Origin of the sequence: Kineothrix alysoides, assembly GCF_000732725.1 — a bacterium.
GTDB lineage: Bacteria > Bacillota > Clostridia > Lachnospirales > Lachnospiraceae > Kineothrix > Kineothrix alysoides.
The window spans coordinates 45675-66891 of the sequence record NZ_JPNB01000002.1 but is presented as its reverse complement, the minus strand read 5'-3'; the positions used below and the strand labels follow the sequence as shown (position 1 = coordinate 66891).

Here is a 21217-nt window from a genome sequence, read left to right as displayed (position 1 = left end):
TAATCACATACAAAAAGCGGACGGTCAAAAGGAATCGCCCGCTTTTTAAATCTCTATTTACTTTTTGTCTTTTCTTGCGCCATCCGCACCGACCTCGTAGCCGTCAACAGTGGTGTTGACCGCCAGTTTGCCGTCCGAATAAAAGTAGTATCGCATGGCAGCAATTTGGAACCACTTGTCAGACACCCGGAAGCCATCCATGTTGAGGTAGTATTTATGCCCCTCTGTAGTGGTAAGCCAGCCGATAGTTGGTTTGTAATCTTCGCCGATGTACTGCCATTGGCCGTTGCCGGCCTGTACCCAACCCTTTTCGCCGCTGATAACGCTCTCCGCGAACCTGCGGATAATAGAACTGGCCTCGGCGCGGGTGACGCTGCCTTGCGGGTCAAAGCGATTGTTCGGTTTGCTCTGTATAATACCCGCTCGTTGTATTGTCTTTACCGCGTCCGAAGTCCCAGCGGATATGGAGCTGTTATCAGCAAATGTAACAGCTTGGCAAGCAGTCGGCAGCGTTTGACCGGTAGCTTGTGTATAATTAACTATCATAAGAGCCATTTGCTCACGAGTGACACTATTGTCTGGGCTAAAATAGTTATTACCAATGCTCGTTACAATTTTATTTCGTACCGCCCATGAGATATAAGGCATGGCGGCGCTGTAGTTGGCAACGTCAGTAAAGCTGCTGGTTTTATAGCCATTCACATCCACGCCGGAAAGTTTGCCCAGCATCATGATAAACTCGGCGCAGGTGATGGCAGTATCCGGAGCGAAAGTTGTTGCTGTTGTACCAGAAATCAGCCCATGGCTCACTGCGTATGCAATATCGCCTTTTGCCAAGTGATTTGAGGTGTCAGTAAAGCTGGTTAAGACAACCTTTGCGTCGTATACGCCTGGATTCGATACCGCGCCATAGAGCTTACCGTTTTGGTAAAAGCTGTGGCCTACAGTTTTTCCTATTGTTTTGTCATAAAGGACAATGGCATTTACATTCGCGTCTTTTACAGGGGTGTAAGGCATATAAATCATGACCGGCGCGCCCGGCGTATTCCATGTGACGGACTTTCCGCCCTGCTCCGCCGAGAAAATCAGGCTGCCTGACTTCAGTGACACAGTAGCGTTCGTATTCTGGGAAAACTTTTGCGCAAGGCTGTTGTTTAAATACACGCCGCCGATGCCGGACTGTACCGGCATGGTGATATTCTTGTGCGCCGAAAACCACGCAGGCGGAAAACTCACCTTAATCTCTTTCAGATTTGCCAGACTTCCAATATCAACAGCTATGGTCTTGTTGTTCCCCGCTGATTTGAGGATTTCGTCCAGCTTCGCGGAAGTCAGGCCGAGGGTCAGAGCGCCGGTGCTGCTGTACATAGTGTAGGGGATGTTTACGCCGTACATAATGATGTTGCCGGTGGTGGTTGCGGGCGGGCTGCTGTAGCTGCCGATATCGCCTGATGAGGAGGAACCGCTACTATTGCTGTCGAAAGTACCGTTGCCATTGCCGTCGGAAGTCCCGCTGCCGGTCAGAGCAACCGTTTTACTGGATGCGCCGTTGCTGAAAAATGTAATGGTTGCGTTGTACGTTTGTACTGCGGTCGGCTTGAAGGCAATACCGAGCGAACCGCCCGACGTAACGTCCCAGGCGGAAGCATCAACAACAAACGCGGCAGTATCTCCGCTGACGGCGTAGGTGATATTGTCGGTTAAATCCGTGCCCGAAACATCCAGCGATGATGATGGAGAGGTTGTGTTTACCGTCACGCTGCCGAAGTTAAAGTCGGTTGGTGTGGTGGTTAAGGTTGGCGTAGCGGGTGGTGTTGTGTCGTTAACAATAATAGCAACCACCGCTGTCGCAGATTCCGTGAGGTATTCTGCCTTGACTGTTACAGTGACCGATGATGCGCTCAATGAGGCTGCACTGGCAACCGTAATCTCGCCGGTGGAATGATTTAAGCTCAAGCCTGCCGGGAGCTGGGTTGGGCCGTCAATGCTGTAAGTAGGGATTCCGCTGAAATTGGCGGGGATAGCGGATGATACAACATCCCCGTTTGTTGCGGTGTTCACATCTACCGTGGCGGCATTTGGAGTCATGGAAAGCGTTGGTACAGTGGTTACAGGTGTGTTGACGGTTACTGTAGCAATGCTGCTGGTTGCGGCCGCAGTCTGTGAACCGCTGACGCTTGTATTTGTATTGGTAATTACGCAGTAATAATGCAGCGTGCCAACTGTGTTGGTATCCGGTGTGTAGTTTGCGCTGTCTGTTCCTATTGCAATTCCGTCGGTTGTGTTGTTATTGGTATTTTGATACCACTGATAAGAAAGCGTTCCGCTGTCTTCTGATACATTCGCCGTTACGGTCAGCGGTGTAGCCGTGCTGCCAACAGTATATGTGCCATTTTGAGGCTGACCGCTGATGTTAGGCGTTTCGGCGTTTCCATAGCGCAGCAGCGTCTCCGTCTCTGCGGTTCCTGTTCTGGCCCATGCTTTGGTATAAGTGACTCCTTGTACAACGACATCAACACTCGCCGAATCGCTGCTGTTTTGTGGTAACCAGATATATACCATGCCATTGTTTGCTGTAAAAATTTTATCGTTGTTATAAGACTTGTCCGAATCATATTTTATAGATTCAATAGCTACACCGTCTCCAATGTTGGGATTTCCAATAGACAGGGTGTTAAGGTAAACAGGGGTGCTGCCGGTGGTTGGCTGTGGGCTGACGTGGCCGACCAATGTGTTGACATACCCTCCGGTAATGGTAATAATGCCGGGCGAACCGGAATCGCCGGGGCCGATAGCATTATCCTCTGGATCAGATGATGCAGCGGTGACTGTGCCGCCGTTGACGGTAATGATGCCACCCGCACCATCGAGCCCGCCACCGATTCCCGCACCATTGAGCCCGCCGGTAGCAACTAGTGTACCGCCGTTGACGGTAATGATGCCACCCGCACCATAATAACCGCCGCCAATGCCCGCACCTCCTTCACCGCCGGTAGCGACTATCGTACCGCCGTTGATTGTGATGGTTCCATTGCCGTGATATCCCGTACTCCCGCCAATACCCGCTGCATATCGGCCGCCGTTGGCCGTAATGTTGCCATCCGTTATGTTAATAGTCGCGTTCCCGCCGTACCCGCCTATGCCGGGCCAGTATTGGGCGCCTTGGGCGGTAAGGTCGCCGGTTCCGTTTATCGTCAACTTAGCGTTTTGGCCGGTTCGAATGCCCGCACCTTGTTGCGACGCTGTGAGCGTATTGGTCGTTCCGGTTGCAAGTGTCAATGTGACGTCAGCGCCGTCGCCTATTGTAATCGGGGATCTGTCAGCACCAGATTCCAAGTTAATAGTCGTACCGCCCAGTGTAATATTCACAGCCGCACCATTTGGCACGCTGATATAGTTTGTTGTAGTCGTGCCTGTGACGGTCACATCGCCGGTAACCGTAAATACGCCGTTGGAACCGGAATAAGTCCAGCCTATGCCGGATTCGGTCGAGCTGTCGCCAACATCAATGGTGGTGGTGCCTACGCCCTGCGTCAGCAGCATAGCGGACTGCGGCATGAAGCCCGTTATCACTTGCACGGTAATGGAAGGAAGCTCCGCATCTTCCGCAAGGCTCTGCGCCCCGTCAAGTACTGGCGTAAAGACGTATGTACCGATGGTTGATGAGTCAAATTCCGGCTGAGGAATCCATTCCTGCACTGGCACGGAGACAGTAATCATTTCAGCTTCGTTCACAGCCTCCAAGGGAGGTTCGGCCGATAAATCAGGCTCATCCTGATGTTGATTCGCGTCATCATGCACTTGGACTTCTGACGGAGAAGCAAATGACTGCTCAGCTTCGCCTTCTATGGCAGCCTGTTCCTCTGGATTCTGATCGGCAGGAGCTGACGCTTGCCGCATTGTAGCCTCCAGTGTATCCGGCAGAATTAAATCATCCTGACTTGTCCCAACCGACAGCGTCTGCAAAGCAATTTCTGACGACAGCTGTGTAAAATTGAAAAGTTCACCGCTTGTTTCTATGGGTGTTTGTTTATCGTCCGCCGCGAGAACGGTAAATGGTGTTCGATTGGTAAATATAAGAACGACCGCCAACGCAAGGGGCATGATTTTCATACTTGTTCGCTTAATCAACGTAGTTATTCCTCCTACTTCTTATTCTGGCAACATAAAACGCTACAGAGCCTGCTTTTGAATGACACTTAATATCCAACAGATATTTAGTATTATCAATCTCATAGCTCGACTTATTTTGACTCGCGGTTTTTTCTGCTGCATCTTTAGTACTTCCGGTTAATGCACAGTTCGCTCTGGAATCAGCACAACAGCAAATGAACGAAAAAGCGTGCTGCAATCGTATTTTGCGGCAAAGCGCAGTAACTTTCAAGGTCAATGACGAAGTTGGTAGAAAAAGAGACATAATTTGTAAAAATAAGAGATTGACAAATGAGATAAGCCGTGCTCCTTCTCACCGCCTATCCTTGAGAACCACGGTCAGCGTGAAAGTGGTTTCATCGTATTGGGTGTTGATTAGACCGTCATAGGTTTCCGCTATCCTTTGGATGACCCACAGGCCGTAGCCGTGGCCGTCCTCTCGTTTGCCGGACAGAAAACCATCCCCGGAGGGAATGATTTCACCCGCCCTGCTGTTTTGGCAGGTGATGGCAAGGTACGGCTCCCGCCGAGAAATCGTCAGTGCAATAAAACGTCTCTGTCCTTCCGGTAAGCTGGTACAGGCCTCCAGTGCGTTTTCTGCAATATTGGTAAGCAGGCTGTATAAATCAGGTTCTGCGATGTGAAAGGGATTCGCTTTCAGGTCCAGTTCCACTTCCACGCCTCTGTTCTCCCCGTCCCGCAGCAGGCCGGAGGCCACAGCGCTGATAATAAAATTATCGTGGTGAACGGCATCAGTCACGGCGGAGGATTGCCCGGCGTACTGCTTCAGATAGCGCTCCGCTTCGGCGTTCCGTCCGGCGTCAAGATAGCTTTGCAGGGCGGTGAAGTGGTGTCTCATCTCATGTTTCAGACCGCCCACCTCTTTCAGGTGCGCAGTCAGTCTTTTGTAGCTCTCTCGTGCTTGCCGGTTTTGCAGCGCCAGCAATTCATTCTTCCGCTGTTCCTTGAAATATCGGTTGAAAAACAGCACGATGTTGTACACCAGCACGGCGAGAATCAACAGGAAATAGGTGTCCCGGTAGGAATAAGGCACAACGCCGTGCCTCGTGTAAAAGACATTGAAGTTATACAGCATTGAGCCGTAGGCCATGGCCAGAAAGGGCGCGGACAGCACCATCAGGCGGTTGCCCTTAAAGGCTTCCAAAACGGTTAGTACAACAGTATACGCAAGCCCGGACAGCAGGATGTTGTTGACATGGAGCAGCCGGGGCAAATCCACCAGACCAGTAACCTGGAGCAGCAGTGCCGCCGCCGCGAACCCGCCGTGCAGGATTACGGGGGGCAGCATCCATTTCTTGTATCGCTCAAATGAGGAATAAAAATACAGCGTTAGCGGGACAGCGAAAGTGTAGTACAGGCCAAGGCTGAGCGCTGATACCGCCGCTGGCGGGAAGAATTGGAACACGATGTACTCGGTGCAGACATAGTATAGCGCCCATATAACGGCGAATACGCCGAGGGCGAGGTTTTGCCAGCGAACGTCGCCTCCCAGCGCCTGAGCCAGCGTGAGCGTGATAATGCACAGCCCTAGTAGCAGGCACATAGACATGAAGATGAGCGGACGCATAGACAAGGAGAGTGCCCATGCTTCCAGCGATGGAATCGTACCGAGCATAACGGGGCTGGTGCGCCCGGAGTAGGCTGCGTAGGGAGAGGTAAGTTCCACCCTCAAAGTCTTGTTCAGGTAATCCGCCGGAAGTAGGATAAAGTGAAGCGCCATGCCGGGATTCTCAGCTGGCAGGAGTACCTTGTCGATGTACAGCGGCGTATCGCCAAGATAAACAGTTACCGTTTGATGATTGGCGCGAATCAGAACAGCAGCATTTTCGAGTGCAGTGTCCAGCACGCGGTACATGGTCATCGTTTCGCCGCCCGCAAGCTTCGGACCGCTCTGTAGTGTGGAGAGGGTTTGCCGCGCGGTTCCCGGCGTCTCATACTCCCAGCCTTCAGACAAGTCGGTAATTTTCTCCATCATGTACGGTTGCCCCCATGAATGAAAATAGTCGTTCAAAAAGAGTATCACACATAAGCCGCACAGCAGTATGACAGCAGATGAAACCAAGTGTTGCCGCTTAATTCGTTTTATTTTTTTTACCCATTCTTTTAAGAGTTTCATCACGAATCCCCATTTCAAAACCGCGCAGCTTGGCCGGTATTTTTTTATATCTTAATATACATTATAATTTTTTAATTTTGCAATTTCAATGCGACAACGTAGTTGGTAGAAATAAAGACATAATTTGTAGAAAATAAGGATTTGATAAACATGAATTGTCATTCCGGCTGATAATCATTTCTATTTGCTGTAAAAAATGATATACTATACAAAAAATCAGGTGGTGAACTTATGTATCAAGTCGCTTTATGTGAGGACGAACAAATCTTTGCCGAGACACAGGAGAAAATCTGCCGCTCTATATTTACAAAGCTGAATATTGAATATAGACTTACCACCTTTACAGGCAGTGAGGATTTTTTGTCCGCTTTTACCAGAGGTGACACGCGGTACGATCTGATTCTTCTAGACATCATTATGGCCGGAATGAACGGAATGGAGCTGGCGCGCACAATTCGGGAAAAAGACGAAGCCGTGGCGATTATTTTTATTACTGCCACAATGGATTACGCTGCGCAGGGCTACGATGTAGACGCGCTTCATTATTTGAATAAGCCGCTTGACGGCGGAAAGCTGGAACGATTGATTGCCCGCGATTATACGAAGCGTTTCCAACGGGATTATTTTGTGTTCGATTCACTCGGTGTTAAAAGGAAGGTGGCAATCAGGGAGATTATTTGTATGGAAACGGCGGGACGGCGGGCGGAAGCCACGCTGACAGACGGCACGGCAGTATACTATTCCGGAAAGCTGGCCGATCTTCTTAATGAGATGCCGGCTGGAAGATTCACTCGATGCCATCAGGCGTTTGCCGTCAATTTGGATAATATCCGCGAACTGGACGGCGGGGATGCCGTTGCCGTAAACGGCAAGCGGATTCCCGTCAGCCGGGCATATGTTAAGGATGTGGAGAAGGCCTTTATGGAGCGGTTCCGGGATAACTGACATAACTTGTCTTGCTGCCGCCTAATCCCGCTAAAAGGAAACGCTCTTTTCTAAAGCCGCTTCATCGCGTTCTCCCACCTGTCATTTTCTTATATCAGCGAAGCGGACCCGGGCCGATATTTTAACCAATTTATCGACTCTTTTCTTAGTAATTTGACACATTGACGAAGCCTGCTCCAATTGCTAATATGAACATATGGCATTTTTGACATCATTGATGAGAAAGACAGTGTGACGAAGATCGTGGGTTTAACGAAGAGAGACGGAGTAACCGAGAAATTAACAATTAGAGATGTGGCGGAAAGTCTTGGTGTTAGCGAGAGCACTGTATCCAGAGCTATCTCCGGCAAGGGAAGAATCGGTGAGGCTACCAGAAGAAGGGTGTTCAACTATATTGAGGAGCATAACTATATGCCCGGCATCGGCTCAAATGGGCTGATTTCCGGCAGGACCCGCAATATTTGCTGGGTGATGCCCGGAGACTGCAATGTGGTGGAGATTCCATTTTTCCAACAGTGTATGACGGGACTTCTGGAAGTGACGGAGACCTTCGGCTATAATCTTTTGGTTACCTCCAGCAGCCAGAATGATATTTCTCATTTGGAGAATCTGGTAGGCAATCACAAGGCGGACGGCATCGTGCTGGCGAGGACAAATGTGGATGACTTGGCCATCGATTTCCTCAAGGGGAAGAAAGTTCCCTTTCTTGCAATCGGAAGCTATGATGACGAGAATGTCCTGCGCGTAGATCACGACCATAAGGCTGCATGCAAGGAGTTCACTTCCATGCTGTTGCTTAAGGGCTGTGAGAGGATAGGCCTCTTGGGAGGCAATAAAAGGCTTATCGTCAATCTGAGCCGTTATGCAGGTTACGAGGAAGCGATGCTGCAGGCGGGAAGAAGTGCCGAACCGGGCCTGGTTTATATGGACATAGAAAACTATGTGGCGGCGGAGATCGCAGTAGAAGAGCTGCTTCGCAAGAAGGTGGACTGCCTTCTGTGTACGGACGATGCCATCTGTCTCTATGTACTCAATAAGCTGAATAAGGAAAATATCGGAGTACCCCATGCGGTGAAGGTAGGCTCTTTTTATGACAGCAGTCTTCTGGAGAATCGCATACCCGCAATAAGTTCTATCGATTTCGATGCCTGCGAACTGGGAAGGAATGCTGGAAAAATATTAATCGATTATATGGAGGGCAAGGAAGTCAATACGAGCAATCTGTTCGGATATGAAATCCGCCTGAAGGAATCGACTAAGGATTATTGAGATTTATTATTTTAGATTTATTGTTTGCGCAGTTGCCTGTTCATGTTAATGGAATAACAAAATAACATGAAGAGGTGAAATATGATAAAATCTAAACGTATAAGAAATAAATGGAAGAAGAATCTGTTCTCTACCATACGGTTTAAGCTGACGGGTTCTTACTGTCTGTTAATCGGATTTATTATTATAGCAGGGGTGTCGGCGTACACCTCTGCTTCTGGCGCTATAAAGGCGAACTATAAAACATCTACTCTGCAATCGCTGGACATGCTGGGAGAATATTTGGAATTTGGATTCGATACGGTAAGCGGTGCGGCGGTGGAATACTTGTCGGATACCAATGTGACGGATTATCTGACCGGAGGCATGGCGGCGAAGAAAGCAGACCAATCCATCTATTATACCGACAAAAAATCGGAGATTACAACAAAGGTAACCGCCGATGCCTTTTTGCAGAGCATCTATCTTTTCTCGGATCCGGTATCTTCTTTATCCACGAACAAGAAATCTGTATTAAATATGTTTTCGGACTATACCCGGTCTGAACAGGGAAAAACCTTACTGGAAGACTCCCAAGCCTATTACTGGTTCGGTAAGTCCTCCATAATCGATGAGGCCTTGAATGTGGACAGCAATAACTATGCAATCCGCATGATAAAGGCTTTTTACAGAAAGGAAGCTTTTCTTGTCATGGACATCGATAAGCAGGCAGTCACCGACATCTTGAATAAAATGCAGATGGGTGAGGGCTGCAGAATCGCATTTGTGACAGGGGACGGCGTAGAGCTTTCCGAGGATGGAAGCCGGGAAACGTTCTTTTTCGGGACTGATTTCTATGAGCGGGCCAGAGCAGCGGAAGAAAGTATAGGAACGATGGAGAATGTGCTGTTTGAGGGAAGAGATTATCTGTTCCTCTACCGTAGGATTGCGGATACCGGGGCAATGGTGTGTGTGCTGATTCCCGAGTCGGAGATTACGGGGCAGGTGAAGGATATTAAGTATCTGACCTTTTTCGTTATATTGGCATCCGTTCTTATCGCGCTTTTGATAGGCGGTGGAATCGCGGCGGGAATTAACAGGGCCATTAAATATTTTACCGATAAGATGGAAATCATTACTACAGGGGATATTTCCATTCGCTTACATACCAATCGAAAGGATGAGTTCGGAACGCTGGCAAAGCATATGAATCACATGCTGGAGAGCATGAACGGTCTGATGGGAAATGTGAAGGCGGTGAGTCTCGAGGCGGCGCAGTCGGCTCAGAATGTTGTGAAGTCTTCGGAGACTATTTCGGAATCTGCGGCTTATATATCGGCGGCCATAGGCCAGATAGAGCAGGGATTGTTTGAACAGGCTAACGATACGAAGAACGGTGTGGAAAAGTTGGAGAGCCTGGCAAATCATATAGGAATCGTGGATAGGGAGACTATGGAAATCAGAGAGATTGCCGGAGGGACGACCTTTGCTATCGGAGACAGCATCGACAGAATGCACATTTTGAAGGAAAAGACGGAGGAAACCTCCGCAATAACCCAGAAGGTCATAGAGTCCATTAACGAGCTGAAAGTGAAATCCGGCCTGATAGGCGGCATCGTGGATACGATAGACAGCATTTCGGAAGAAACCACTCTGCTGTCCTTAAATGCGGCAATCGAGGCGGCCAGAGCGGGCGTAGCAGGCAGAGGCTTCGCTATCGTGGCTGATTCCATCAAGAAGCTGGCAGACCAGTCTCTGGCGGCGGCTAACCAGATCAGAAGCATTGTGGATGAGATAAAAGAAGAAACGGTGCGCACGGTAAATGCAGCGAATGATGCGGGTGAAGTCATTACCTATCAGGAAATTGCGGTAGAGGACATGCGTGGTTCCTTCAATGGAATGAAAGCGCAGGTAGAGGCGCTGGTGAAGAAAGTGGAAGCCATTGTATCGAGCATCGAAAGGATGCGCACGGAAAAGGAAGAATCGGTGAATAAGATGGAGCATATCTCGGAAGTGACAGCGGAGGCTTTCGAGTCGATAACGGCTGCAAATGGAAAAACGAAGAACCAGGTGCAGATTGTGGAAGAACTCTCCATGCTTTCAGAGAAAATGCTCTATCAGGTGGAACAGCTGGAAACCGCACTTGGTGAATTTCATGTGTAAGGGGCTGGGAATGGAGTATTATGGACGGTAAGAAAAAGATAAATTATGTAGAAATGGCGGAAAAACTCGGAGTCTCAAGAACCACTATCTCCCGCGCCATGTCAGGTAAGGGAAGAATCGGAGAAAATACGCGAAAGATGATACGGGACTATGCGGTAAATGTCTGCGGCTATCCGGATTTATTTTCCGAGGGAAGGAAAAGCAAAACAAATAATATCGCGCTGGTCATTCCTAATAACTGGAGGCTCATCGACCTTCCGTTTTTTCAGCGCTGTATGATTGGAATAACGGAAATTGCCATGGTCAATGATTATGATACCATTATAATAATGACCGGGGACAGGGATATAGGAAGTCTGGAGCGAATTGTGAACAGCAGGAAGGTGGATGGCTTTGTATTGGCGAGAACTTATGTGGATGACGTGTTTGTGAAGTATTTAAAGGGAGTGAACATGCCCTTTGTAACCTTGGGAAGTATCGACGATCCGGAGGTGGTGCAGATAGACAACGACCACGAGGAAGCCTGTCGGGATATGGTATCCACTATGGTTTTAAAGGGAATGCGCAAAATTGCGATGATTGGAAACAATCGGAGCCACATCGTCACCAACGCCAGATTCAACGGCTATTGCTCCGGTCTGGAGGACAATCATATCGGAGTAAATCCTGACTACGTGTTCCTGGATGTGCATAACAAGCTGAAAGCGGAGAAGATCGTGGATGAAATCATTATGAAAAAAATAGATGGGATCTTATGTATGGACGATACGCTGTGCCGGTGGATACTTACCAAGCTGCGCCGCGAACACATCCGGGTACCGGGGCAGATAAAGGTCGCCTCCTGCTACGACAGCGAAGTACTTGAGGATTATACGCCTTCTATTACCTCCATACGGTTCGATGCCATTGAACTAGGCAGCGTCGCTTGCAAGGTTTTGTTAGATTTGATCAACGGAAATAAGGTGGATGTGAGGACGCTGCTGGGGTATGAAATTATTTTCAGGGAGTCTACGAAGTGACCGGAGGGTAACTTCTTGTTATAATCTTGAAGTTGCGCGCAAATCAAAAATATAGTGCGCAATAGTGCGCAAACAAAGGGCGTAAACTATCCGAAAAATGTGCAAAAAGATAAAAAATGAAATAAGACAAAAGTATATTCTGTCAATAGACAACAATAAAAGATTTTAGTATGATATTTACAGAACAAGCAATTGCGCAAACGAGAGCAACGTTCTGAAGAATAATAACAGTTGATACAATCATTTGGGAGGAAAGAGAATGAAGAAAAAATTAGTAAGCACCGTTTTAACGGCTGCATTAACCGTTTCCTTATTGGCAGGCTGCGGCGGGGGTACTGAGACGGCAAGCAATTCTGCAGGAACAGACGAAACGACCACGAAAGCAGCTTCTGCTGCAGAAACATCAGGGGATGAAGCTCAGGCGGATGCAGGGGCGGCCGGAGAAGAGAAATTGACCGTATGGTGCTGGGACCCGGCTTTCAACATCAACGCGATGAACAAAGCGGCCGAGGTTTATCAGAAGGATCATCCGAACTTCGTATTGGAAGTAGTAGAGACGCCTTGGGAGGACGTTCAGACGAAGCTGACCACAGCGGCTACCTCAGGAAATCTCGATACGCTGCCGGATATACTCTTAATGCAAGATGCGGCATTCCAGAAGAATGTGATCAGTTATCCCGATGCATTTACAGACCTTACGGGCAAGCTGGATTACAGTCAGTTCTCGGCAGGTAAGGTAGGCTTCTCCACAGTAGACGGCAAGAATTACGGCGTACCTTTTGACAACGGCGCGGTTATCGCTTCTTACAGAACCGATTTGCTGGAGCAAGCCGGATATAAAATTTCTGATTTTGAAAATATTACATGGTCCGATTTCATCGAAAAAGGAAAAGTAGTTCTTGAGAAAACCGGAAAGCCGATGCTCTCCTGTGTGGGCGGTGAATCCGATATTATCGTTATGATGCTTCAATCCGCAGGCGGCAGCTTCTTCGGAGCCGACGGTTCCGCGCAGCTTGTAGACAATGCGATTTTGGAAGAGGTTATGAGCACTTATGCAGAATTGGTTAAGAGCGGTGTTCTCGTAGAAGTGAATGACTGGGATTCTTACATCGGAACTCTTAACAGCGGAACAGTTGCGGGAACCATGGCCGGATGCTGGATCATGGCTTCCATTCAGGCGGCGGACGATCAGGCCGGAAACTGGTCAATAACGAATATGCCTAAATTGGATAATGCAGCGACAGCTACTAACTATGCAAATCAGGGCGGTTCCAGTTGGGCAATTACATCCAACTGCAAAAACGTAGATCTTGCTGCTGACTTCATGGGAGCCACCTTCGGCGGAAGCGTAGAATTCTATGACGCTATCTTGAATACAGGTGCAATCGCATGCTACTTACCGGCAGGTGACAGCGATGCGTATGGTGCATCCAACGATTTCTTCGGCGGAGAGGCTGTATATGCGAAAATAATTGATTTTGCAGGACAGATTCCTGCATGCAACACAGGCGTTTATTTCTATGAAGCGCGTGATGCTGTAGCTACGGCGATTACAAATATCGTATCCGGTGCGGACGTTGCAAGCGAGCTTCAAGGTGCTCAGGATACCGTAAATTTTGCAATGGGACAATAATCTTAAGAAAGAAGGGGAGCGGCCCTCGGGTCGTTCCCTATCAATTACCATATGGACTATTTAATGATAAGCGCAGCCCTGCTCGCCTTTTTCGTAAAAGGGATAAGCGGCTTCGCGAATACGCTGGTATTCACTACCATAACAGGCTTTGGATACAACAATGTAAACATTACTCCGGTAGAGCTTATTTTAGGGTATCCGACCAATCTTGTCATCGCATGGAAGGAACGGAAGAATACGGATTATCGAATATGGCTCTTCCCGGCACTTCTCGTATGTCTGGGAAGCATTCCCGGAATGCTCTTTTTAAAAAGCGGAAACACCCAGTATATAAAGATTTTCTTCGGGCTCATCGTGATAGGTCTTGGAGTGGAGATGCTGTTTAGGGAATATAGCATCAAGCAGAGAAAGTCCTCTAAAGCGGTGCTCTTCATGATTGGGGCACTTTCCGGCCTGCTCAGCGGGTTATATGGAGTCGGAGCTCTGTTGGCCGCATATATGAGCAGGACGACCAAGGACAGCGGATCCTTTAAAGGGAATATTTGCATTGTATTTATCGTGGAAAATACATTCCGGATTATTGTATATATAATTTTAGGAATTATGAATAAAGAAATTTTTGTAAAAGCTGCTTCGCTGATTCCTTTTATGGCGCTCGGGCTGGCAGGGGGAATGCTCAGTGCTAAGTTCATGCCGGAGAAAACGGTAAAGCGAATGGTCATCATTATGCTGATCATTTCCGGAGCAGTATTGGTTATAAATAACATTTAAACAAAGGCTGCATAGCTGACGGAGAGAGGAGGAGACAAATGAAGAAAAAACTGACTTTGGGACAGAAGCACAATCTCACAGGCTGGACATTCCTTATGCCTGCGGTAGTACTGATTGTTGCAATGAGTTTCGTGCCGATGGTCCAGGCGCTCATTTTGTCTTTTAAAACCGGTATAGGAACTAACATGACTTATACGGGAATTACCAACTACACACGAATGTTTAAGGATGCGGTCTTTATGCAGTCCTTAAAAAATAACTTTTTTTATCTTATCATACAGGTGCCGATTATGCTCATCACGGCGCTGGTGCTGGCATCCATGTTAAACAACAAGGATTTGAAATTCAAAGGTTTCTTCCGCACGGCGATTTTCCTTCCCTGCGCTACTTCGCTTGTATCCTATGCGATTATATTCCGTTCTTTATTTGCAGTGGATGGGTTCGTGAACAACGTTCTGATCAACCTTGGAATTTTACATACCGGCTACAATTTCCTGGGGCATCCATTAAGCGCGAAAATCATTATTATCGTAGCGCTTGTATGGAGGTGGACCGGTTACAATATGGTATTCTATCTGGCAGGATTGCAGAATATCGAATACTCGGTATATGAAGCTGCAAAAATAGACGGGGCATCCCCCTTCCAAAGCTTTCGTAAGATTACCGTTCCCCTGTTAAAGCCCACCATCTTATTGACGGCTATTATGTCAACTAATGGTACTTTACAGCTTTTCGATGAATCAATGAATTTAACCAATGGAGGGCCGGCAAATGCGACTATAACGATGTCCCACTATATTTACAACGTGTCCTTCAAATACGTCCCGAATTTCGGATATGCGGCGTCGATGTCGTACATGATTTTGATGTTGGTAGCTGTATTGGCCTTTATACAGATGAAAGTAGGTGATAAGCGTGACTAGTAAAGCAAGAATGGCGTTTTCTTATATATTTCTGACAATAGTGTCATTGCTTTCCATATTTCCGCTTTACTGGATGGTAGTGGCCTCTACTAACAAGAGTGTGGATGTAGTAAGGGGAACTCTGATTCCCGGCACGTATTTCATAGAAAATCTGAAAAACCTTTTGGATTCCCAAAAGATAGGAACAGCAATGCTCAATTCCTTTCAATATTCGATTATACTTACGGTTATTTCCCTGATCGTATGCTCGCTTGCCGGCTACGGCTTCGAGATATACCACGACAAAGGGAAGGATACGGTAATGTCGATTATCCTTTTGGCCATGATGGTTCCCTTTGCGGCTACCATGATTCCGCTGTTTCAGATGTTTTCGCAGGCAAAGCTTTTGAATACTGCCCTGGGTTTCGTTCTGCCGACCATCTCTACGCCGTTTTTGATCATGATGTTCAGGCAAAGCGCCAGATCATTTCCCCATGATATTATAGAGGCTTCGAGAATTGATGGATTAAGTGAAGTTTCCATTTTCTTTTGGATGTTCATACCGACTATGCGTTCCACCTATGCGGCAGCAATGACGATCACGTTCATGAACGCCTGGAACAATTACTTGTGGCCCAAGGTAATCATGCAGGATAATGACAGCATTACGATGCCCATGTTAGTGGCGAACTTAAAAGAAGGTTACTTTACGGATTACGGAATGCTGATGCTAGGCGTATTATTCTGCACGATTCCTACCGTAATCATCTTCTTCTTGCTGCAAAAGAGCTTCGCGGAAGGAATTACCGGAGCAGTGAAGTAAGGAAAGCATAAAAAATACGAGAGGAACAAGGTTATAGTAATGAGTGATTTTATTCTAAATATTATACATCGCCCGGAAATGGTTCCGGAATATGCAGAAAAAGTGACCGGGCATGGAAAGGAAGAGGACATCGGAAGAACGTCTCTTTTGAAGGAATCTCTAGATATTTTTAAATTTCAACAGGAGACTGCTCATAAATACGGGCTGAAGACCACAATACATATGACATATGCGTCATTATTCAATGAAGAGGCAGTGGAAATCGCTAAGGAACACCATGAGAAATACGGAGATGAAATTGCGCTTTCCCTGTTAGGGCTTCCATGCAATGAATTCCGTGAAAAATATAAGACGAAGGATTTCTGCATATGGATGTTTTCCATGGAAGATAAGAAGTCCATCATAAACGATGTTTTTGAGAAATTCTATAATATATTCGGCTGCTATCCGGAATCTACCGGTTCCTATTATATGGATGCAGATTTGACCAACTATATAAAAGAACAATATCCCACAGTAAAATGTGCGGTAGCCACCTGTTGGGAAGAAGGTCCGAAGGCGTATCATACCTGCAACAACTCGTGGTACACGTTTATGGACGGCGGTCCGTGGAACCCGTGGATTCCGTCGAAGCAAAATACCCATGCTCCGGCGGCAAATAAGGAGGAGGACAGCGGTATTGTAGCAATTCCTCACTTGTCGAGAGACTTGATCGCCTGCTATGACGGAAACGGCTCCAATTTCGGAACTCATCCGCAAAATGTTCTTCGAGGTATGATTTACGATACGGAGACTTGGGAATATCCTTATTTATTTAACTTGATCGACCAGTACCGAGATTTGGAGAAATACAATAACGGCTATTCCTATAACATGATGTTTGTAGGCCCCGGCTGGCTGAATAAAATGGGAAGGTGGGAATCGTCCTATGAGCTGTTGGCCAAGAGCTATGACGACGGGATGGCATATTACGGGAAGCTGAAGGAAGAAGGAAAGCTGAAAGATATGACGATGGCAGAATTCGCAGATTATTACCGTCAGAAAAAGTCATATACCGAGCCTGAGTGCGCCCTTTGGAGAGATATACTGTATGGCTCCGACAAGCAGTTGTTCTGGTACTGCGATCCGGATATGAGAGCGTGTATCAATATGGATCAGGGCGGTGCGCTTGTGGATCTGCGTCCTTATGCGGCGAAGCTGGAGTGGCCGGTGGGCATCGGCACAAAGCATGTAACCGATGCGTCCTATCCCTTCCTCATTCAGGAAAAATACCGGGCGGGTTATTTTACCCACTATGCCGGTGAGGGGACCATAAAAAGCGTGAAATTATCCTATCAGGGGGAAGAGGTAGATTTATGCCTGTGCAGGACAAAGGCTCATTACTCTGAGGAGGGCAAGGTGAGAATTCTGACCCTTGACCCGGTGGATATCGAATTCTATGACCTGACAGTGAAGCTGCAGACAATGATATCCTTCGAGGAAGGCAGCTCAGAAATCAGATTCGAGAGAAAGATACTGCATATGAGCAAGCCCGATGCGGAAATAGAGCTGAATGAATATATGGTTGCCTGCTACGGAACTACGGAGTATTCGGAACCCATGGAGGGAATCACCTTAAGCTGTAAGAATGAGGAACGCACGGAAACGATTTCTTATGAATATAAGTGCAGGGAAATAGAGATGCCCGGCGCAACTTGTGTGCGGGCGGCAGTTCCCCAGATAGGGACGGGGGTATCCATGCGCACGGACCGGAAAGAAGCGACGGGATATGTGAAAGAGGGATACGCATTTTCACCTATGTTCACGCTGGGATATACGGCGAAATTAAAAGAGAAAGAGGGACTTGTATCATGGCTCAGTCTGGAAAAGGTAAATTAAATTACAGGTGTCCTTCCTGCTTTATGAGGGACTTGGATCTGGATATGTTTTATGATAAAGAGAAAGAAGAATATTATTGCATCAGATGCCAGTATGTGGGAACGGAAGAAGATGTGCTTGAGAAAAACCAGATGGCAAGGTTCCGTTATAAGGATATGGGAAAGAGATTTACAAGTTTTGAGCTTTAAACTCAGATGAAATACGGAGGTTGTGGGATGGAACTTAAGAATATGCTTCATGGAGGAGACTACAATCCTGAGCAGTGGCTGGATTGTCCGGAGATATTGAAAGAGGATATCGAATTGATGAAGAAGGCTCATGTCAATTGTGTGACCTTAGGAGTATTTTCTTGGGCTGTTTTGGAGCCGGAGGAGGGAGTCTTCCATTTCGGGTGGCTGAAGGAGATTATCGATAACCTGTATGAAAACGGAATTTCTACCATACTCGCTACGCCAACGGGGGCGATGCCTCACTGGATGACGGCAAAGTATCCGGAGATTATGCAGGTGGGAGCAGATGGGCGAAGGAATCTTCCTGGGAAGAGACATAATTTCTGTTATACCTCGGCAAAAATGCGGGAAAAGACGAGAATAATCGACAAAAAGCTGGCTGAGGAGCTGGGGAACCATCCGGCGGTCGTGCTTTGGCATATTTCTAATGAGCTGGGCGGCAATTTCGGAGACGGAAGCTGTCACTGTGACGAATGCAATGCAGCCTTCCGCAGATGGTTAAAAGATAAGTACGGTTCGCTAAAGGAGCTGAACAAGGCATGGTGGACTACCTTCTGGAGCCATATTTATACGGATTGGGAACAGATTCACAGCCCGGTGCCAAACGGAGAAAACCTGCTCCATGGGCTGAATCTGGACTGGAGGCGTTTTGTGACTTATCAGATGACGGATTTCTGTCAGTGGGAGATCGGTTCCGTCAGGGAGTATTCCGAGCTGCCTGCCACGACCAATTTTATGTTTTTCTTCAAGTCCCTGGATTATTATGAGCTGCATAAGTGTATGGACGTGGTGTCATGGGATTCTTATCCGTTTTGGCATAAGAGCAAGGACGAGGTACCGGTGGCGGTAAAGACTGCCGCCGTTCACAGTATGATGCGAAGCATGAAAAAGAAGCCGTTTTTGCTTATGGAAAGCACTCCCTCCTGCATTAACTGGCGAGTTTCGAATCCGGTCAAGAGGCCGCAGATGCACATGCTTTCCAGCATGCAGGCGGTGGCTCATGGCTCCGACTCGGTACAGTATTTCCAGTGGAGAAAAGGAAGAGGTTCCTTTGAAAAATTCCATGGAGCCGTCCTGGATCATAGAAATAAGGATAATACGAGAACTTTCCGGGATGTGACTGAGGTAGGAAAACGGCTGAAAGAGATAGGACAGAAGGTTCTGGTTACTTGTAATAAGCCGAAGGCTGCCATTGTTTTCGATTGGGAGAACTGGTGGGCGGTAGAAGATGCCACCGGTCCCAGACTGGATATTGATTATGTGAAAACCTTTTTAACACATTTTCGGGCCTTTTGGGAAGCCGGCATGGACGTGGATGTAATCAATATGGATTATGATTTAGCGGATTACGAGCTGATAGCCGCACCTCTTAACTATTTATATAAGGAAGGCTACGCGAAACGGGTGGAGGAATTCGTAAGAAATGGCGGAAGCTACGTGACCACCTATTGGAGTGGAATCGTGAACGAGACGGATCTTTGCTTTACGGGAGAGCATCCGCTGAAGGAGGTGCTGGGAATCCGTCAGGAAGAAATCGACGCGCCGGGAGAGGAATTTGCGAATTGCATCGTTTATCATAATAACAGTTATTCTATGGGAGGATTGTGCGAGATAGTCCACGCAGAAGGAGCCAAGGTGCTGTCTGTTTATGAAAAAGAATATTATAAAGGCTATCCTGCGGTGACTAGGAATGACTTCGGACAAGGTACGGCTTACTATCTGGCTGCGGAGACTTCACAGGACTTTTTAAACCTTTTCTACAGGGAACGTGGGAAGGAAAGGGGAATTGTTAATCCGCTATCGGAGATGCTTCCTTATGGTGTAACGGTGTCTGTTAGAAAGGGAGAGCAGGATTTGGTATTCCTCCAGAATTTTAATGATGACAAGGTGACGGTAGAAATTGGAAATCAGTGGAAGGATGCGGATACGGGAGAAGGAGTGGAAGGGAAGATAGAGCTTGTGCCCTTTGAATGCCGGATTTTGATGAAAGCCTAGTATATCATCCATCAAATAACCGGCCCAGTTAATTTGCGGATGATATGCCAGGATGTTGTATCGATGAAAATAGTATAATAACGGGAGGAATTGGGCTATAATGATAGAATTTATACATGGCATGGATATTTCTTCCATGGATGAGGTGGTTCGTCTCGGAGGGAGATTCTACAATAAAGGGATGGAACAGACGTTAGTCGATGTCCTTAAGGCGTATGGGGTAAATTATATACGGTTTAGGCTTTGGGTCGATCCTTATTCGGAGGACGGAGTTTCTTACGGTGCAGGAGCAAACGATTTTCCGACAACAGTAAAGATGATAAAGGAAGTGAAGGGAGCGGGACTTAAATATTTGCTGGACTTTCACTACAGCGATTTCTGGGCTGATCCGGGGAAACAGATAAAACCCAAGGCTTGGAAGGATTACGATGACGAACAGTTGGAAAAGGCAGTATTCGAGCATACGGAGAGTACACTGAAACGGCTGAAGGAAAAAGGACTTTTTCCTGATATGATTCAGGTGGGAAATGAAATTACAAATGGGCTTCTCTGGCCTAACGGAGAAAAGCCCGCATATGATGAGCTCGCACGTTTTGTAAATGCCGGAATCCGCGGAGTGCGGGCGGTAGACGGCGATGTGCCTGTTATGCTGCATTTAGACCATGGTGACGATCATGAGATGTACCGGGATTGGTTCGATCATTTTATAGAGCGGGGGGAAGAGTTCCAGATAATCGGATTGTCCTATTACCCGGTATGGAACGGGGCGATGAAAGGGCTTATCGATAATATGAATTTGCTTGCAAAGAGGTACGGAAAGCCTTTGGTCGTTGCGGAGGTTTCTCAGCCCTTTACGATGGAGGATTATGCTTCCTATGAAGGGCTTGCGCCGGAGGAAAGAAAGGGAGCTGCGGCGAAGCCGGCGCTTGAGAAGAATCTGGAATACCCGGCAACGAAGGAAGGGCAGGCTCTTTTCATGGAGAGGTTCATGGAAGGGGTAGCGGCAGTGGGGGATGGCTTGGGAATCGGCTATTTTTACTGGGAACCGGCATGGCTGCCGGTAAAGGGAAGCGGATGGGCGACGAAGGAATCGCTTGCCTATATGCGGGATTCAGGACCGTGCGGTAATGAGTGGGCCAATCAGGGGTTGTTCGATTATGAGGGGAATGCGTTGCCGGCGTTGGAGGTTGTAAGGAGCTTCGGGAGGGTGTGAAAGCCTTTCTTCGGTGGATTAGGTTTCTGTTTCGGCGCTTGCGGCTGTATTTTCTAAAGGAAACCGTAGGTGTTTGGAGGGCGGACGGGGCGGCAGCGATGCACATCC

General features: G+C 47.6%; 14 protein-coding genes. 12 read left to right on the top strand and 2 right to left on the bottom strand.

Going from position 1 to position 21217, the window contains the following annotated elements; all coding sequences use genetic code 11:
- Window positions 1–57: 57 nt before the first annotated feature.
- On the bottom strand, window positions 58–4131 hold the full coding sequence (locus CC90_RS0111230; protein WP_132038521.1) for an S-layer homology domain-containing protein: 4074 nt from the start codon (window positions 4129–4131) through the stop codon (window positions 58–60).
- A gap of 334 nt (window positions 4132–4465) precedes the next feature.
- Window positions 4466–6289 (bottom strand): sensor histidine kinase, encoded by a 1824-nt coding sequence (locus CC90_RS0111225; protein WP_081905978.1) that lies wholly within the window; start codon window positions 6287–6289, stop codon window positions 4466–4468.
- Window positions 6290–6520: 231 nt separating this feature from the next.
- On the opposite strand from CC90_RS0111225, the gene CC90_RS23130 reads away from it, so the two are divergent.
- The 12 genes from CC90_RS23130 (at window position 6521) to CC90_RS0111165 (ending at window position 21109) form a co-directional block, all read left to right on the top strand.
- The gene (locus CC90_RS23130; RefSeq protein WP_051869468.1) at window positions 6521–7234 is read left to right on the top strand and encodes a LytR/AlgR family response regulator transcription factor; all 714 of its coding nucleotides are present in this window, start codon (window positions 6521–6523) and stop codon (window positions 7232–7234) included.
- Between the two features lie 231 nt (window positions 7235–7465).
- Window positions 7466–8503 (top strand): LacI family DNA-binding transcriptional regulator, encoded by a 1038-nt coding sequence (locus CC90_RS0111215; RefSeq protein ID WP_051869466.1) that lies wholly within the window; start codon window positions 7466–7468, stop codon window positions 8501–8503.
- An 81-nt stretch (window positions 8504–8584) separates the two neighbouring features.
- The gene (locus tag CC90_RS0111210) at window positions 8585–10645 is read left to right on the top strand and encodes a methyl-accepting chemotaxis protein (RefSeq protein WP_031390862.1); all 2061 of its coding nucleotides are present in this window, start codon (window positions 8585–8587) and stop codon (window positions 10643–10645) included.
- Window positions 10646–10665: 20 nt separating this feature from the next.
- Entirely contained in the window at window positions 10666–11664 is a 999-nt protein-coding gene (locus tag CC90_RS0111205; RefSeq protein ID WP_031390861.1) for a LacI family DNA-binding transcriptional regulator, read from the top strand.
- 259 nt (window positions 11665–11923) lie between these two features.
- Entirely contained in the window at window positions 11924–13297 is a 1374-nt protein-coding gene (locus CC90_RS0111200; RefSeq protein ID WP_031390860.1) for an ABC transporter substrate-binding protein, read from the top strand.
- Between the two features lie 51 nt (window positions 13298–13348).
- Window positions 13349–14068: a sulfite exporter TauE/SafE family protein gene (locus CC90_RS0111195; protein WP_031390859.1), complete on the top strand. Its 720-nt coding sequence runs from the start codon at window positions 13349–13351 to the stop codon at window positions 14066–14068.
- A gap of 38 nt (window positions 14069–14106) precedes the next feature.
- A complete protein-coding gene (locus CC90_RS0111190; RefSeq protein ID WP_031390858.1) occupies window positions 14107–14991 on the top strand; it encodes a carbohydrate ABC transporter permease in 885 nt (294 codons plus the stop codon).
- Between the two features lie 10 nt (window positions 14992–15001).
- Window positions 15002–15793, top strand: coding sequence for a carbohydrate ABC transporter permease (locus tag CC90_RS0111185; RefSeq protein WP_031390857.1), 792 nt, complete (start codon window positions 15002–15004; stop codon window positions 15791–15793).
- A 39-nt stretch (window positions 15794–15832) separates the two neighbouring features.
- Entirely contained in the window at window positions 15833–17671 is a 1839-nt protein-coding gene (locus CC90_RS0111180) for a hypothetical protein (RefSeq protein ID WP_031390856.1), read from the top strand.
- The gene (locus CC90_RS0111175; protein WP_031390855.1) at window positions 17644–17859 is read left to right on the top strand and encodes a hypothetical protein; all 216 of its coding nucleotides are present in this window, start codon (window positions 17644–17646) and stop codon (window positions 17857–17859) included. Before CC90_RS0111180 ends, CC90_RS0111175 begins: the two co-directional genes overlap by 28 nt.
- 27 nt (window positions 17860–17886) lie before the next feature.
- A complete protein-coding gene (locus CC90_RS0111170; protein ID WP_031390854.1) occupies window positions 17887–19896 on the top strand; it encodes a beta-galactosidase in 2010 nt (669 codons plus the stop codon).
- Window positions 19897–19996: 100 nt separating this feature from the next.
- Window positions 19997–21109, top strand: coding sequence for a glycoside hydrolase family 53 protein (locus tag CC90_RS0111165; protein WP_031390853.1), 1113 nt, complete (start codon window positions 19997–19999; stop codon window positions 21107–21109).
- Window positions 21110–21217 lie beyond the last annotated feature (108 nt).